This window comes from Gordonia humi, from assembly GCF_014197435.1.
Classification (GTDB): domain Bacteria; phylum Actinomycetota; class Actinomycetes; order Mycobacteriales; family Mycobacteriaceae; genus Gordonia; species Gordonia humi.
In genome coordinates, this window is record NZ_JACIFP010000001.1 from 2,719,395 (window position 1) to 2,736,301 (window position 16,907).

Annotated in this window: 11 protein-coding genes; 3 read left to right on the forward strand and 8 right to left on the reverse strand. The window is 69.9% G+C overall.

The window, feature by feature from the left end; all coding sequences use genetic code 11:
• Positions 1 to 20 precede the first annotated feature (20 nt).
• From cmrA to BKA16_RS12400, 3 genes are all read right to left on the reverse strand, one after another.
• Complete coding sequence (cmrA, locus tag BKA16_RS12390) at positions 21 to 827, reverse strand: mycolate reductase (protein ID WP_183370938.1); 807 nt, start codon at positions 825 to 827, stop codon at positions 21 to 23.
• Positions 828 to 919: 92 nt separating this feature from the next.
• Positions 920 to 2,983, reverse strand: a complete 2,064-nt coding sequence (locus BKA16_RS12395) for an NADPH-dependent 2,4-dienoyl-CoA reductase (protein ID WP_183370939.1) — start codon at positions 2,981 to 2,983, stop codon at positions 920 to 922.
• Positions 2,984 to 3,009: 26 nt separating this feature from the next.
• A complete protein-coding gene (locus BKA16_RS12400; RefSeq protein ID WP_183370940.1) occupies positions 3,010 to 3,579 on the reverse strand; it encodes a PadR family transcriptional regulator in 570 nt (189 codons plus the stop codon).
• Positions 3,580 to 3,689: 110 nt separating this feature from the next.
• On the opposite strand from BKA16_RS12400, the gene BKA16_RS12405 reads away from it, so the two are divergent.
• Entirely contained in the window at positions 3,690 to 4,607 is a 918-nt protein-coding gene (locus BKA16_RS12405) for an SMP-30/gluconolactonase/LRE family protein (RefSeq protein ID WP_343067404.1), read from the forward strand.
• On the opposite strand, the gene BKA16_RS12410 is transcribed toward BKA16_RS12405, so the two are convergent.
• Positions 4,556 to 6,241 carry an ABC transporter ATP-binding protein gene (locus BKA16_RS12410; protein ID WP_183370942.1) on the reverse strand — a complete coding sequence of 562 codons (1,686 nt, stop codon included), beginning with the start codon at positions 6,239 to 6,241 and terminating at the stop codon, positions 4,556 to 4,558. The two genes, BKA16_RS12405 and BKA16_RS12410, sit on opposite strands and share 52 nt — an antisense overlap.
• A gap of 460 nt (positions 6,242 to 6,701) precedes the next feature.
• Here BKA16_RS12410 and BKA16_RS12415 point away from each other — a divergent pair, with 460 nt between their 5' ends.
• Positions 6,702 to 8,024, forward strand: coding sequence for an MFS transporter (locus tag BKA16_RS12415; protein ID WP_183370943.1), 1,323 nt, complete (start codon positions 6,702 to 6,704; stop codon positions 8,022 to 8,024).
• Positions 8,021 to 9,157 (forward strand): uroporphyrinogen-III synthase, encoded by a 1,137-nt coding sequence (locus BKA16_RS12420; RefSeq protein WP_183370944.1) that lies wholly within the window; start codon positions 8,021 to 8,023, stop codon positions 9,155 to 9,157. Before BKA16_RS12415 ends, BKA16_RS12420 begins: the two co-directional genes overlap by 4 nt.
• 2 nt (positions 9,158 to 9,159) lie before the next feature.
• Here the strand turns inward: BKA16_RS12420 and BKA16_RS12425 are convergent, their stop codons facing one another.
• Genes BKA16_RS12425 through BKA16_RS12440 form a run of 4 tightly spaced genes read right to left on the reverse strand, consistent with a single transcriptional unit; the run spans position 9,160 to position 16,832 of the window.
• Complete coding sequence (locus BKA16_RS12425) at positions 9,160 to 9,897, reverse strand: CbiX/SirB N-terminal domain-containing protein (RefSeq protein WP_183370945.1); 738 nt, start codon at positions 9,895 to 9,897, stop codon at positions 9,160 to 9,162.
• Positions 9,894 to 10,310 (reverse strand): nitrite reductase small subunit NirD, encoded by a 417-nt coding sequence (gene nirD, locus BKA16_RS12430; protein ID WP_183370946.1) that lies wholly within the window; start codon positions 10,308 to 10,310, stop codon positions 9,894 to 9,896. The genes BKA16_RS12425 and nirD overlap by 4 nt, the downstream gene beginning before the upstream one ends.
• Entirely contained in the window at positions 10,307 to 12,898 is a 2,592-nt protein-coding gene (gene nirB, locus BKA16_RS12435; RefSeq protein WP_387996203.1) for a nitrite reductase large subunit NirB, read from the reverse strand. Before nirB ends, nirD begins: the two co-directional genes overlap by 4 nt.
• A 46-nt stretch (positions 12,899 to 12,944) precedes the next feature.
• Positions 12,945 to 16,832 (reverse strand): bifunctional nitrate reductase/sulfite reductase flavoprotein subunit alpha, encoded by a 3,888-nt coding sequence (locus tag BKA16_RS12440; protein ID WP_183370948.1) that lies wholly within the window; start codon positions 16,830 to 16,832, stop codon positions 12,945 to 12,947.
• Positions 16,833 to 16,907 lie beyond the last annotated feature (75 nt).

Below are 16,907 nucleotides of genomic sequence, written 5' to 3' on the forward strand. Positions count from 1 at the left end.
CCCGACGGAGCCGCCGTGTGTCAGTCGCCCTCGCCGAGCTTGCCGTAGAAGCGTCCGACGATCGGCGCGACCACCGCACGCGGAGAGTAGCCGCCCGCCACCGACATCGCCTTCGAGAGGGCGCCGGGCACCACGCGCATCTTGTTGCGCCCCAATGCGTCCAGGCTCATCGCGGCGACCTTGTCGGACGAATGCCACAGGAAGTCGGGAACCATCCGATCGACCACCGACTGGTCCTCCGGTGCGGGTGTCTCGGTGCGGACCGGGCCCGGTGCGAGGAGGGTCACGTGAACACCGGTGCCCTTGAGCTCGCCCCGCAGCGACTCGCTGAAGGTGTTCACGAACGCCTTCGTCGCCGCGTACGTGGCGTTGTTCGGGATCGCCATGTTGCCCGCGGCCGAGCCGACCATGAGGATTCCGCCGTCGCCTCGCTCGATCATCTGCGGCAGCACCGCCAATGTCAGATCGTGGACGGCGTTCGCGTTCAACCGCACCTGGGCGCGCTCGTACTCCCGATCGAGATCGGCGACGGCGCCGAAGGTGGCGATGCCCGCGTTGTTGCACAGCACCGAGATCTCGCGCGCGCTCAACTCGTCGCACAGTCGTGCGGTCGCCTCGGAATCGGACAGGTCGACGGCGCGGACCTCGGCCGCCACGTGGTGTCGGCTGCGCAACTCGGTGGCCAACTCGTCGAGGATCTCGCCGCGTCGTGCGACGAGGATCACCGAGTGGCCGCGTCGGGCCAACTCACGCGCCAACGCCATGCCGATGCCGGACGAGGCCCCGGTGACGACGGCGCGGGCGGTGGTACGGGCGGTGACAGGCATGGGGCGATGGTACCGGCCCGGCAACCGACTGTTCCGCCGGCTCGAACCGAGTATCGGCTCGAGTCGGCGGAACAGGGACGGTCGTGAGCCCGTCAGTCGATGCCCGCGGCGGCCTCGGTGCCCTGGCGAATGGCGCGTTTGGCGTCGAGTTCGCCCGCGAAGTCGGCGCCGCCGATCACATGGGTGATCACGCCGGCCTCGGTGAGCGGATCGACGAGCTCGCGGACCGACTCCTGGCCCGCGCAGACGACGACGTTGTCGACTTCGAGGACTCGGGAACCGGTGACATTGCCCTCACGGTCGTGCAGGGTGATGTGCAGACCCCGATCGTCGATCTTGTCGTACGTCGCGGCCGAGATCTGCTCGACGCCCTTCATCTTGACGGTCGCGCGGTGCACCCAGCCGGAGGTCTTGCCGAGGGTCTTGCCCTGGCTGCCGGGCTTGCGCTGCACCATGTACACCTGGCGGGCGGCGGGCAGCGGACGCATCTTGGTGACGAAGCCCGGGGTGTCGAGATCCTCGGTGACGCCCCACTCCTGCTCCCACTCCTTCAGGTTCAGAGTGGGCGACTCGTCGGTGGTGAGGAACTCGGTGACGTCGAAGCCGATGCCGCCGGCGCCCATCACGGCCACCCGCTTGCCGATCTCGCGGCGGCCCAGCACGGCGTCGGCGTACGACATGACCATCGGGTGATCGATGCCCTCGATGTCGGGTATACGCGGGGTGACGCCGGTCGCGACGATCACCTCGTCGAACCCGCCGTCGAGGATCTCCTGCGCCGAGACGCGGGTGTTCAGGTGGACGCCCACGTGGTTCACTTCGAGCTGGCGCGTGTAGTAGCGGATCGTCTCGTTGAACTCCTCCTTGCCGGGGATCTTCGCGGCGATGGAGAACTGCCCGCCGATGGCGTCGCCGCCCTCGAAGAGTTCGACGCGATGCCCCTTCTGCGCGGCCGACACAGCGGCCGACAGTCCGGCGGGACCGGCGCCGACGACGGCGACGCGCTTGGCGCGGCGAGTCTGTCCCAGCGTCAGTGTGGTCTCGCGACCGGCACGCGGGTTCAGCAGGCAGGAGACCTTCTTGCCGACGAACGCGTGGTCCAGGCAGGCCTGATTGCAGCCGATGCACGTGTTGATCTCGTCGGCACGGCCGGAGGCGGCCTTGTTCGCGAAGTCGGGGTCGGCCAGGAGCGGTCGCGCCATCGAGATCGCGTCGACCTTGCCGCCCTCCAGGATCTCCTCGGCGAACTCGGGTGTGTTGATGCGGTTCGAGGCGATCAGCGGGATCGACACCACGTCGCGCAGACGCTCGGTGAATTTGACGAACGCGCCGCGTGGGACCGAGGTGACGATCGTCGGGACCTGCGCCTCGTGCCAACCGATGTCGGTGTTGATCGCGTCGACGCCGAGCTCTTCGGCGCGGCGGGCGAGCTGGGCGATCTCGTCGAAGGTCTGACCGCCCTTGACGAAGTCGGCGACGGACTGACGGAGGATGATCGGGAAGTCGCGCGGGACCTGCTTGCGGATCTCGGTGATGATCTCGATCAGGAACCGCTGCCGGTTCTCCGTCGACCCGCCCCAGCGATCGGTGCGGTCGTTGGTGTGCGGGCACAGGAACTGGTTGATCAGGTAGCCCTCGCCGCCCATGATCTCGATCGCGTCGTAGCCCGCGCGACGAGCGAGCTTGGCGCTCTGCCCGAACGAGCGGATCACGTGCCGGATGATCGCCTCGGTCATCTGGACGTGCTTGAACGGGTGGATCGGCGACGGCGCGCTGCCCGCGGCCACCTTGAACGGCGTGTACCCGTAGCGGCCCGCGTGGATGATCTGCAGGGCGATCTTGCCGCCCTCGCCGTGCACCGCCTTGGTGAACTCGCGGTGGCGAAGCACGTCGGCCTGGTTGGTCATCTTTCCGGCGAACGGCAGCAGCAGACCGGTGCGCGACGGCGAGAAGCCGCCGGTGATGATCAGGCCGACGCCGCCGCGGGCGCGCTCGGCGTAGTACGCGGCGAGCTTCGGGGTGTCCCACAGGCGGTCTTCGAGACCGGTGTGCATCGAGCCCATGACCAGTCGGTTCTTCAGCGTCGTGCCGCCGATCCGCAGAGGCTCGAACAGGCGCGGGTAATGAGTGTTGGGTTCGGCCGTCGGGGCTGACATGGCTGGACCTTTCTAATCGGGGCTGTTCACTTCTCCGGTGACAGCGAGATCTGATAGTCGAGTTCGCGGCGGAGGCCGTCGATCACCTCGTCGCACCATTCGACGGTTCCCTCGGTGACGCGCACTCCGCCGCGCAGAACCAGGTACTGGTTCAGCTTGCGGCCGTGCAGAGCGGTCGGGTCCGGGTAGTAGTCGCGTTCGAAACCGCGGTAGAGCTCCAGTGACACCGCGGCCTCGGCCCGGTGCTCCTCGAGCTGTTTGATGACCTCGGAGAGGTCGCCGAACTCGGCGGCTCGTAGTTTGACGCCGAGATCGCTGCGCAACGGAGGCAGCGGGGTGGGGCTGACCACCCATGTCGCCAGGACCTCGCGCCCGGCGTCGGAGATCGAGTACACCTTCTTGTCCGGCCGACCGTCCTGGGTGACGGCCTCGAAGCTGACGAGTCCGTCGTCGTGCAGCTTCTTGAGCGTTCGATAGATCTGCTGGTGGGTGGCCGACCAGAAGTATCCGATGGACCGCACGAACTGCTGCCCGATCTCGTAGCCGGTTCCCGGCCGTTCGGACAGCGACACCAGGATGGCGTGTTCCAAAGCCATGCCGTCACGGTAGCAGTGCAACAAAGTGCTATGCAACAACGTTCATATAGATGTTGCATATGCGACGTGGTCGACAGCACACGCGCGTCAATCCTGCTATGAAGAGTTCCGTGAGCACTCTGCGCCTGATCCCGGTTCCCGGTTCCGCTCCCGAAGACGTCGTCGTGCTGCCCGACGGCCGGATCGCCACCGGACTGGCCGACGGGCGACTCGTGGCGATCGACGTCGGTTCCGGCGAGGCAGAGGTCCTCGCCGACACCGCGGGCCATCTGCTCGGACTCGATGCGCGCGCCGACGGCTCCATCGTCATCTGCGACCACGACCGCGGGCTCCTGCTCCTGGAAGCGGGCCGACGGCGTGCGACGGTTCTCGCCGACACCGTCGACGGCCGTCCGCTGCACTTCGCGAGCAACGCCGCGACCGCATCGGACGGCTCGGTGTACTTCACCACCTCGTCGCAACGCTTCACCATCGACCGGTGGCGCGCCGACCTGATCGAGCACTCGGGCACCGGTCGGCTGTGCCGCAGGCTCCCGGACGGCGGAGTCGAGGTGCTGCTCGGCGGCCTCCAGTTCGCGAACGGTGTGGTCCTGGCGCCGGACGAGACGTACGCCCTCGTCGCCGAGACCGGCGGCGCGCGGATCACGCGGTACTGGCTGACGGGGGAGCGTGCGGGCTCGTCGGAGGTGTTCGTCTACGACCTGCCCGGCTATCCGGACAACATGGCCGTCGGGTCGGACGGACTGGTGTGGGTCGCGCTGGCCTCACCGCGCAACAGCGTGCTGGAGTCGATGTTCAAGCTCCCGCTTCGTGCTCGCAAGATCCTGGCGCGTGCGCCGGAGCGGATCGGTCCCGCACCGGAGGAGACCGTGCGGGTACTCGGGATCGGCTTCGACGGGACGATCGTCCACGACGTCCGCCGGGACCACCCGGAGTTCTCCTTCGTCACCGGCGTCGCCGAACGCGACGGCGTGCTCTACCTCGGGACGATCCTGCATGACGCGATCGGCGTGCTGCCGGTCGACTGACCCAGCGTGACGACCGAGTCGGCGAGTGCCAGTACGCGGGCGTCGTGGGTGATCAGCAGCGTGGTGCGATCGGCGCAGAGCGTGCGCAGCGGTGTCAGCAGATCGCCGACGGAGCCGTCGTCGAGGGCCGCGGTCGGCTCGTCGAGGATCAGGATCGGAGTGTCGCGCAGCAGCGCTCGCGCGATGGACAGTCGCTGTCGTTGGCCGCCGGAGAGTTCGAGCCCGTCGGCGGCCAGAGCGGTGTCGTAGCCGTCGGGGAGCGCCATGATGAACTCGTCGGCGCCCGCCGCGACGGCGGCGGCGACGATGTCGACGCGCGTCGTGGCGTCGCATCCGTAGGCGATGTTGTCGGCGACGGTTCCGGCCTTGACGACCGGCGTCTGCGGCAGCAACGTGACCGTCGCCCGCACCGATCGAGCGGTCACCGTCGCCACGTCGGCGCCGTCGACCAGCACCCGCCCGGAGGTGGGCGTCTCCATGCGCGTCGCGATGGCCGCGAGAGTCGACTTGCCGATGCCGCTGGGGCCGATGAGTGCGGTCACCCGGCCGGGGTGGAGGGTGAGGTCGACGCCGTCGAAGACGGTGCGCTCGCCGCGCCGCATGCCGACGCCGCGGAACTCGACCAGCCCGTCGCCGACGACCAGATCCGTCGCGTCGTGGACGTCGGGTGCGTGCGGCGGCTCGTCGAGCAGCTCGCAGATCCGTTCGGCACTGACCGCGGTGGCCGCCACCGAGAGCCGCACGTCGGCGATCTCCTGCAGTTTCGGGTAGAGCATCGACAGATACCCGGTCAGCGCCATCAACTCGCCGACCGACAGCGCGCCGCGTCGGACCTGCCAGACGCCGGCCACGGCGACGACGAGGGCGACCAGGATCTGCGCGAATCCCAGTACCGCGCCGAAACCCGCTTCGACGCGGGCCAGCGCGATGCGCGAGGCCATCGCCTCCCGGCCGTACGCGTGGACGGCGGCCTGCTCGGCGTGCTCCCGGTTGTACGCGAGCGTCGTCTCGTGACCGGTGAATCCGGACTGGAGGCCTTCGGCCAAGTCGCTCGTCGCGTCGCGCTCCCGACGCGTGTGCTCGGTCTGCCGTCGTCCGTACCAGGCGGACAACGCCCAGATCGGCGGCACCGCGCACAGTGCGACGAGGGTGACGATCGGACTCATCCAGCACGCGGCGGCCAACAGGGCGACCGTGTTGACCACGGCGACCACGGCCGACAGCAGACCCGAGGAGACGAGGTGTTCGACGGCCTCGAGATCCTCGGAGTGACGGACCACGAGGTCGCCGATGCCGCGGCGCCGATGGGCGGTGGGTGAGAGTCGTTGGACGTGCGCGAACACGCGGTCACGCAGTGCGAGCACGATCGTCTCCGATTCGCGTGCGGCGAGCACCTGACCGCCGTAGTCGGTGAGCGACGACACCGCTGTGACGCCGATCCACACGAGTGCCAGCGGCGCGAGCGCCCAGAGCGTCGGCGCGTCGAGCGCGGCGTCGACGACGTCGGCGAGGACGAACACGCCTGCCGCGTCGAATCCGGCCGCGACGACGAAGGCGACGGCGGCCACGGACAGTGCGCGTCGATGCCCGCGCAGCATCGGCGCGAACCGGGCGACGGCCTGGCGAAGAGTCATGGGAGTCCTGTGCGACGGCCGTGCGCCGGGCTCGTCGACGAGCCCGGCGCACGCGGGGGTTGGATGCGGGATGCGGGTCAGCGCCAGGTCCAGGTCCACCGACGGTTACGGCGGTCCCACTGGCGGACGCGGCGACGTCGCGGGGCCGCGTGCTGCTGCTGCGGGGCGGGCTGACGGTTCGGGGTGGGGTGTGCCATGGGGCGCTCCTTCTTCTGATTCGGTTTCAATTCGGATGTGGCACCGGGCTTCTCGGCGCCACACGAATCAAGGTATGGACGATTCCTGGACGCACACGGGGTGATCTCCTGTCGGTTTCCTGGTGGCCCTCACACGCGTGGTCGACGCGGTGCGAGGTCTTTGTGACGTCTCCGTGACGGCCGTGGCCGCCGTCGGCAACATCGGCTCCTTAGCGTCGTGTCCAGTCGGCGAGATCCGCCGACGACGCACGAGAGGGGCGCGCATGCGGCGACGTCGGACGATCGAACACTGGGATCCAGAGGACACGGCGGCGTGGGAGAACGGCGGCGCGGCCGTCGCCCGCCGCAACCTGATCTGGTCCGTCGTGGCCGAGCACGTCGGATTCTCCGTCTGGTCGTTGTGGTCGGTGATGGTGCTCTTCATGCCGTCGGACGTGTACGGGATCTCGACCGGCGACAAGTTCCTGATCGGCGCGGTGGCCACGCTGACCGGCGCACTGCTGCGGTTCCCGTACACGATGGCGACCACGCGGTTCGGCGGCCGCACCTGGACGGTGTTCTCCGCGGCGGTCCTGCTGATTCCGGTGTCGGCGACCATCGTGCTGCTCGCGAATCCGGGACAGCCGCTGTGGGCGTACCTGGTGTGCGCGGCGCTGACGGGGCTCGGCGGCGGCAACTTCGCGTCGTCGATGACGAACATCAACGCGTTCTACCCCCAACGACTCAAGGGATGGGCCCTCGGACTCAACGCGGGCGGCGGGAATCTCGGCGTCCCGGCCGTCCAACTGCTCGGCCTGCTGGTACTGGCCTGGGCCGGTGCGGGCGAGCCGTACTGGGTGTGTGCGTTCTATCTGGTGGCACTGGTCGTCGCCGGTATCGGTGCGGCGGTCTTCATGGACGATCTCGACGGTCCGGGAGTCGATGTGAGTGCCATGCGCGGCGCGTTGCGCGATCGGAACACGTGGTGCGTCTCGCTGCTGTACATCGGCACCTTCGGCTCGTTCATCGGCTTCTCGTTCGCGTTCGCCCAGGTGCTGGCCATCGACTTCCGGGAGGGCGGACAGTCGGCGTCCGACGCGGCGTTGCACGCGGCGTCGATCGCCTTCGTCGGCCCGCTGCTCGGCTCGATCAGCCGGGTGTACGGCGGTCGTCTCGCCGACCGGTTCGGCGGTGCGCCGGTGACGCTCGCGGTGTTCGTCGGCATGATCGCCGCCGCCGGGCTGCTGGTCGCGGGCGAAGGATCGCTGACCGTCATGACCGTCGCGTTCATCGTGCTGTTCGTGTTGTCCGGGATGGGCAACGGCTCGGTGTACAAGATCATCCCGACCGTGTTCCCCGATCGTGCGGCGTCCGGGGCGGTCATCGGCATCGCGGGAGCACTCGGCGGGCTGGGCGGCGTCGGCATCAACCTCGTGCTGCGGCAGGCGTACCAGTCCGGCGACGGCGGGTCGCCGGTGTGGGCGTTCGCGGTGTTCGCCGCGTTCTACGCCGTCGCCGCCGTCATCACCTGGCGGGCGTACGTCGGTGCGGCGCGCGGAGTTCCGGCCGAGGACGTCGTCGCGGCGTCTGGAACGATGAGGTCATGACGTCGAACGCGGATACGAGAACCCCGCCCACACTGGCGGGGTTCTCCGTCGCGATCACGGCGGCGCGTCGGGCCGAGGAGTTCGAGGCGCTGTTGACCCGGCGCGGTGCGCGCGTGGTGTCGGCGGCCGCCATCTCGATGGTGCCGTTGTCCGACGACGCCGGACTGTCGGAGGCCACGCGCGCGCTGATCGCCGAGCCGCCGGACCTGCTGATCGCGACCACCGGCATCGGCTTCCGAGGCTGGATCGAGGCCGCCGACGAGTGGGGGCTGGCCGACGATCTGCTCGGCGCGCTCGGTTCGGCGCGGATCATCTCCCGCGGCCCCAAGGCGACGGGTGCGCTCCGTGCGGCGGGTCTGCGCGAGGAGTGGTCGCCGGCGTCGGAGTCGTCCGCGGAGGTGCTCGACCATCTGACGGCCGACGATCTCGACGGACGTCGTGTCGCGGTCCAACTGCACGGGGCCACCGACGCGTGGGACCCGAATCCTGGCTTCCTCTCCGGACTCGAGGACCGGGGCGCGCGCATCGTCGGTGTGCCCGTCTATCGATGGGAGGGGCCGAGCGACGTCGACGCGTTCGACGCGTTGATCGACGACGTCGCGCACGCCCGGGTCGACGCGGTGGCGTTCACGTCGGCGCCGGCCGCCGCATCGATGCTGCTGCGCGCGGGCGAGCTCGGCGTGCGCGACCGGCTCGTGCGGGTCCTCGAAACCGATGTGACGGCCTACAGCGTCGGGCCGGTGACCTCGGTTCCCCTCGACCAGGCCGCGATCCCCAGCGTGGCGCCTGATCGGATGCGGCTCGGTGCGCTGGCCAGGCTGATCGGTGAGGACCTGCCGGTCCGGTCGCCGGACCTGGACGTCGCCGGTCACCGGCTCGGTGTGCATGCGGCGTCGGCCGTCGTCGACGGTGAGGTCCGCGAGGTGTCGGCGACCGGTCTGGCCGTGCTCAGAGTGCTGGCGTCGACACCCGGCGAGGTCGTCTCCCGACAGGACCTGCTCGAGGTGCTGCCGGTCGCGGGCGACGATCCGCACGCCGTCGAGGTCGCCGTCGCACGTCTGCGGACCGCGCTCGGCGTCCGCGAGATGATCGGGACCGTGGTCAAGCGCGGGTATCGACTGGCGGTGGACTGAGATCAGCCGGTCGCGGCACCGCCCGCCGACACCTCCGCGTCGTCGAACGCCCCGGGCGCGTGGCCGAGCGAGGCGAGCCGACACACCCGGTCGAGGACCGACGGATGCAGACCGAGCGGCCGCGCGACGACATCGGCGCCCGCGGCGTCGAGCCGCGACTGGAACAGTCCGGGCGCCAGCAGGTGCGACGCGACGGCGACGCGATCGTGGCGGCGCCGCATCGCCGTGACGACGGCCTCGACCGAACGATAGTGCGGCGCGGCGGCGGTCGGCGCCGCGAACGCCACCTCGACCGGTGCGTCCACCCGCGCCGCGAGGTCGCGTGCGACGGTCTCGACATCGGCGTGCGAGGAGGGGTCCGACGAGCCCGCGGCGGCCAGGACCACCGCGTCGCCCGGACGGCGCCCGGCCTGCGCCAACCGGTCGGCGAGCGCACGCACGATCTCCGCGGAAGGTCCGAGCGAGTCGGTGACACGAGTCGGCGGCAGTCCCGGACGCGTGAGGTGCCGCGGCAGATCCCGTCGCACGTGATGCCCGCGGCCGAGGAATGCGGGTACGACGGTCACCTCGTCGTCGAGTGGAGACGAGGCGAGGGCCTCGGCGGGGTTCGGCCCGAGAACGTCGACGAACGCGACCCGGACGCGGACACGGAGCCGCTCGCGCATCGCCGCCGCGAGATCGCCGATCACGGCAACGCCGTGCGGACTCCTGGTCCCGTGCGCGACGAGCAGCACGCTCACCGCGCGACCTCGGAGACGACGGGCTCGGGTCGCGAACCGAACCGGATCTGCGGTGAGTTCGCCACGAACACCGTGCCGTCTATTCCGATCCGAGTGGCGTAGACCGGGACTCGGACTCCGTCGACGTCGAGGCAGCGGCCGTCGATCAGGCTGAACACCTGCTTCTTCAGGGGCGACGCGACGACGGGGAAGCCGCCGCGGTCGCCGACGATCCCGCGGGAGAGCACCGCGGCGCGTCCGATCGGATCGATGTTGCCGATCGCGCGCAGCGAGTCGTCGGCGAGCCGGAACAGGGCCACCTGGCCGCCGTCGGGCAGCAGCACGGCGACGCCGCGCAGCGGCTGCAGTCGGTGATACGCGCACGCGGGAGTCCAGTCGCGGGTCCAGCGGTGCAGGTCGAAGTTCACGCTCACGCGTTGCTCCTCACAGTCGGTTCCCCGAGCAGTACGGGGACGCGTCGGCCGTGGCTCTCGCCGAACGACACGGTCGGGTCCGGCACGTCGGGGGCGTTGACGAACGAGACGAATCGGGCCAGCTTGTCCGGGTCGTCGAGTACGCCCTTCCATTCGCAGCGGTAGCCGTCGACGTGGCGTGCCATCGCCGCCTCGAAGTCGGCGGCGAGGCCGAGGTCGTCGTTGACCACCACCGAGCGCAGGTGATCGAGGCCGCCGTCGAGGTTCTCCAGCCAGGGCGCGGTCCGTTGCAGACGGTCGGCGGTCCGGATGTAGTACATGAGGAACCGGTCGATGTAGGCGACGAGGGTGTCGGTGTCGAGGTCGCCCGCCAGGAGTTGCGCATGACGGGGTGTCATGCCGCCGTTGCCGCCGACGTAGAGGTTCCAGCCGTTCTCGGTCGCGATGACGCCGACGTCCTTGCCGCGGGCCTCCGCGCATTCGCGGGCGCAGCCGGACACGCCCATCTTGATCTTGTGCGGCGATCGCAGACCCCGGTAGCGCAGTTCGAGGTCGATGGCGAGTTGCACGGAGTCCTGCTGGCCGTAGCGGCACCAGTCCGAGCCCGCGCAGCTCTTCACCGTGCGCAGACTCTTGCCGTACGCCTGACCGGACTCCATTCCTCCGTCGACCAGCCGCCGCCAGATGTCGGGGAGCTGGTCGACGGTCGCACCGAACATGTCGATGCGCTGGCCGCCGGTGATCTTGGTGTACAGGCCGTGATCACGTGCGATCTCGCCGATCAGGATGAGGTGTTCGGGGGTGATGTCGCCGCCGGGGACGCGCGGCACCACCGAGTAGGTGCCGTTGCGCTGGATGTTGGCCAGGAAGTGATCGTTGGAGTCCTGCAGCGACGCCTGCTCGCCGTCGAGGATGTGCTCGCTCGACGTCGACGCGAGGATCGAGGCGACGGTCGGTTTGCAGATGTCGCAGCCGGTACCGGTGCCGAAGCGCTCGACCAGACCCGAGAAGGTGCGGATCCCGCTCGCCTGTACGAGTTCGAACAGCTCCGCCCGCGAGTGCTCGAAGTGCTCGCACAACGCGGTCGACTGCTCGACGCCGGAGTCGGCGAGGAGCTGAGACAGCAACGGCACGCACGATCCGCACGAGGTGCCGGCGCCGGTGCACCTCTTGAGGGCGGCGACGTCACATGCGCCGTCGGCGATCGCGCCGCACACGGCGCCCTTGGACACGTCGTTGCACGAGCAGATCTGGGCGTCGTCGCCGAGCGCGCCGACGCCGAGGGCCGGGGCGTCGCCGGTCACCGGGCTGATCAGCGCGACGGGATCTCCGGGTATCGAGGAGCCGACGAGCGGACGGAGCACCCCGTAGGCGCTCGCGTCTCCGACGAGCACGCCGCCGAGAAGGGTCGCCGCGTCGTCGGAGAGCACGAGCTTGGCGTACGTCCCGTTGATCGGATCGCTGACCACGACGTTCAGCGCGCCCGCGGTGGCGCCGTGGGCGTCGCCGAAGCTCGCGACGTCGACGCCGAGGAGTTTGAGCTTGGTGGAGAGGTCGGCGCCGGGGAAGTCCGCGTCGCCGCCGAGCAGGCGGTCGGCGACCACTTCGGCGGACGCGTAACCCGGTCCGACGAGGCCGTAGCAGCGTCCCTCGATCGCGGCGACCTCGCCGACGGCGAAGACGGCCGGGTCGCTCGTGGTCCCGCTGAGATCGGTGAGGACGCCGCCGCGTTCGGCGGTCGCCAGGTCGGCCGCACGCGCCAGCTCGTCCCGCGGTCGGACCCCGGCGGCGAACACGACGAGCGCCGCGTCGACGACGGTGCCGTCGGCGAGTGTGACGGCGAGTCCGTCGCCGGCCCGAGCGATCTCCCGGGTGCCGGAACTGAGCGTGATGTCGATGCCGAGCGCACCGATCATCCGGGCCAGATGCTCACCGCCGGCCTCGTCGATCTGCTGCGGCATGAGCCGCGGATTCACCTCGACGACGTGCGGTCGCAGGCCGAGAAGGCGCAGTGCGTTCGCGGCTTCGAGACCCAGGAGACCCCCGCCGACGACGACGCCGATCGGTCGGTCCGCGCCGCCGCGGGCGATCGCCGCCTCGGCGTCGGCGCGGATCGCGTCGAGATCGTCGAGGGTGCGATAGACGTGACAGTGCGGGGAGTCGTTGCCGGGAACGGGCGGCACGAATGCGTACGAGCCGGTCGCCAGGACGAGAGCGTCGTAGTCGACAGCGGTGCCGTCGTCGAGGCGGACGGTGGTGCTGTCCCGGTCGATCGCGACGACCCGCCGTCCCGATACGACGCGGACCGCCGGATCGTCGACGTACTCGTTGCCGGGCAGCGCGAGGGCCGTTCGATCCCAGGCGCCGACGTACGACGAGAGTCCGACACGGTCGTACGCACGATCGGCCTCCTCACCGATCACGACGACATTCCACGCCGACGCCTCATCGCGCGTGCGGAGCGCTTCGACGAACCGGTGACCGACCATTCCGTGCCCGATGACGGCGACTGTTCTGCTCATGGGGCCACGGTATGGAGGCGGTGTTGCGGGAGACCGCGGCGCGCGTTGCCCGCCCGTCACGGGGATCTCACTGTGTTACGTGGCAGGGTGTGAGGGTTGCGCGTCGACGGAATCAATACACGTCCCGCACATATCGGTGTTCGGCGGTGAGCGCGGCCACGTACGCGTCGGCGCTGCGCGGCGACAGGCGCCCCTGCTCGGCGACGATCCGGTGCAGGGCGTCGTCGACGTCGCGCGCCATGCGCGAGGCGTCGCCGCAGACGTAGACGTGCGCTCCTCGGGAGAGCCACTCCCAGACGTCGTCGGCGTACTGGATCATCAGGTCCTGGACATAGATCTTCTCCGATCGGTCGCGGGAGAACGCTACGTCCAGACGGGTGAGGACTCCGGCGGCACTCAGGTCGGCGAACTCCTCCTCGTACAGGAAGTCCGTCGCGCGGTGCTGGTCGCCGAAGAACAGCCAGTTGTCGCCGGATGCACCCGTGGCCTCTCGTTCGTGCAGGAACCCGCGGAACGGGGCGACGCCGGTGCCCGGTCCGATCATGATCATCGGAGCGTCCGGATCCGCCGGGGGACAGAAGTGCCGGTTCGGCTGGACGAAGACCCTGACCTCTGCGGACTCGGGAGCATCGGCCAGATAGGTGGAGCAGACGCCGCCGCGGCGGACGTCGCCGCAGTCGAATCGGACGGCCGACACGGTGACCTCGACGCTGTCTGGGGTGCGGGCCGGACTCGACGAGATCGAGTAGAGACGCGGCTGCAGGGGACGGAGCACCGTCAACCAGTCGGCGACCTCCGCGACCACCGGATACTCGGCGAGGACGTCGACGCTCTGGCGTCCCCATGCCCACTCGTCGAACGCCTCGCGGTGCTCCAACAACGCGTCGAGAGCCGGATCGTCATGGTGAGCGGCGACGAAGCCGACCAGATCGCGGGTGACCCGGGCGATCTCGAAGTGATCGGTGAGAGCCGCTCGCAACGACATGGTGTCCTCCGCCGCGTCGACCGGGAGGTCCCCGTCGAGACCGGTCACCGCGAGCCATTCGTCGACCAGTGCCGGACTGTTCGTCGGGAGCACGCCGAGCGCGTCTCCCGCGGTGTAGCTCAGTGATCCCGGCGGGAGTTCGAATGCGAAGCGTCGTACCTCCTTGGCCGATTCCGCACCGGTGAGCAGCACGTTCTCTACGAGCCGCACCGCAAGCGGATTCCGCCGCGACCAGTCGACGGCGGGACGGGGGTCGGCGGTGAGCGCGTCGGTCACCGCGGTGAGCCAGTCGGACGCGTCGTCGCCGGGCTCGCACGAGACCCGATCGAGCATCCGGGTGGCACCGAGGTGCGCCAACCGTGCGTCCAGCCGTCGGGCGAAACCGCAGAAGTCGGCGTACGACGAGTCGCCGAACCCGAGCACCGCGAAGTGCAGATCCGGTACGTCCGACGAGGTCGCCGCCGACAGCCTCGACCAGAGGTTCGCCGCATCGTCGGGCGGGTCGCCGTCGCCCGTCGTCGCCACCGCGAACAGGACCGTCCCGGTCAACTCGTCGACGCCCACCTGCGCGGCGCGGCGCGCCGAGACGACGAAACCGGCGTCGGTCAGCACGGCGACGGCGCGCTCGGCGAACTCCTCCGCGGTGCCGGTCTGCGACGCCCACACGAGGGTCACGCGGGGACCGGAGACCGGAGCCGGTGCGGCGGCGGCCGCGGTGCGTGAGAAGTAGCCCGCGAGAACCCCGTCGGCCCACGCCCGGACGGGCGGCGAGAGGGGAGCGGCGGCCGGGATCACCGGCACCGCATCGTCGACGGGCGGATTCGCCGCGATACCCGCGGCGAGCCCGGACAGATACGCCGACTCCTCCGGGGCGGGTGACGGGGCGGGCGCGCCGCCCAGGACGGAGGCGAGGGCGTGCACGATCGGTTCCTCCTCGACGGGGACGGGGGTCAGCGACACCGCGCACGCTTTGAACTCCGGTTGCAGCGAGTCGGCGTCGACGGCGTCGTTGGTCACGGTGTTGATCGCCGCGTCGGCGAAGTGCATCGGCACGAAACAGCAACCGGGAGTGATCTTCTCGTCGATCTGGGCGGACACCGTGACCGAGCCTCGGCGCGAGACGACCTCCACCCGGCCGCCGTCCTCGACGCCGAACTCGGCGGCGGTGTCCGGATGCATCTGCACGAAACTCGACGGATTCAGCTTGTTCAGCTTCGCGACCCGCCCGGTCTTGGTCATCGTGTGCCACTGGTGCGCCAGGCGTCCGGTGGTCAGCAGCACTGGATAGTCGGCGTCGGGGATCTCGGCCGGCGGCAGATACGGTCGCGGCAGGAAACGGGCGCGACCGTCGGCGGTCGGGAACCTGACACCGTCGGGGTTGCGGTAGCGGATCGGATTCCGTGACTCGCATCCCGGTGGCGCGGGCCACTGCACCGGGCCCTCGCGCAGCCTCTCGTGTGTGGCGCCGCGGACGTCCCAGCCGGTCACGGGATTGTGGAAAGCGGCCAGCTCGTCGAAGACGGCGGCCGCGTCTGGGTAGTCGAACGAGGCGCCGAATCCCATCGCGCGAGCGATGTCGGCGATCAGCCGCCAGTCCGGTCGCGCGTCGCCCGGCGGTGGCACGGCGGGGGAGCACAACGTGAGGTTCCGCTCGGAGTTCACCATCACGCCGTCGGTCTCCGACCACAGTGCGGCGGGCAGCACGACATCGGCGTAGGCGGTCGTCTCGGCGCCGTCGAAGGCCTCCTGCACGATCACCAGATCGGCGCGTTCGAGTGCGTCGACCACGGTCTGTCGGTTGGCCATCGACGCCACCGGATTGGTGCAGATGATCCACGCGGCCCGGATCTCGCCCGCGGCCATGCGCTCGAACATGTCGACGGTGCCGCCGCCCGGATCGGAGTCGATCGTGCCGGCCGGCACACCCCATACTCGCTCGGCGAACACTCGGTCGGCCTCGACCAGAGCCGAGCGCTGACCGGGCAGCCCCGGACCCATGTACCCCATCTCCCGCCCGCCCATCGCATTCGGCTGCCCGGTCAACGAGAACGGTCCCGACCCGGTCCGGCAGATCGCGCCGGTCGCCAGATGCAGGTCGATCAGCGCGTTCGTGTGCCAGGTGCCGTGCGTCGACTGATTGAGGCCCATCGTCCACAACGACGTCCACTCGTCGGCGTCGACGATCCACCGCGCGAGCGTTCGCAGATCGTCCGCGTCGAGACCGGTGAGTTCGGCGACGACGTCGGCGGGATACTCGGCGAGCAACGGCGCCATCGTCTCCCAGCCGGTGGTGTGTTCGGCGACGAACTGATCGTCGACCCCGCCGAGATCGACGATCAGACGCAGCAGACCGTTGAGCAGCGCCAGATCGGTGCCGGGTCGGATCGCCAGGTGCAGATCGGCCTTCTCCGCGGTGGCCGTGCGTCGAGGATCGACGACCACCAGCCGCGCACCCCGCTTGACCCGCTCCATCATCCGCAGGAACAGGATGGGGTGGCAGTCGGCCGCATTCGACCCGATCACCAGGAACAGGTCGGCGTGGTCGAGGTCGTCGTAGCTGCCCGGCGGACCGTCCGCGCCGAGCGACTGCTTGTAGCCGGTGCCCGCCGACGCCATGCACAGCCGCGAGTTCGACTCGATCCGATTGGTGCCGAGAAAGCCCTTGGTCAGCTTGTTCGCCAGATACTGAGCTTCCAGCGTCATCTGACCGGACACGTAGACGGCGATCGCGTCGGCGCCGTGCTCGTCCCGGATCGCCGACAGACGGCGCGCGGCCTCCGCGACGGCGTCGTCGGTGCCGGTGATACGGCCGTCGACGGTCGCGGCCGTGAGACGTCCCGGGGCGGTGAGCATCTCCGCGGTGGTTGCACCCTTCGTGCAGAGCCGACCGCGATTGGCCGGGTGATCGGGGGTGCCGGTGGACGATGCGACCCGGCCGTCGTCGACGGTCATCGTCATCCCGCAGCCGACGCCGCAGTAGCCGCAGACGGTCGAGACGGTGTGGGAGTCAGCCATGCCCCGATCGTCGGCGAGCCGTGTTTCGGGAAGGAACGGATCGCGTTACGAAGGTGTTCACGATCGAGCGGGCCG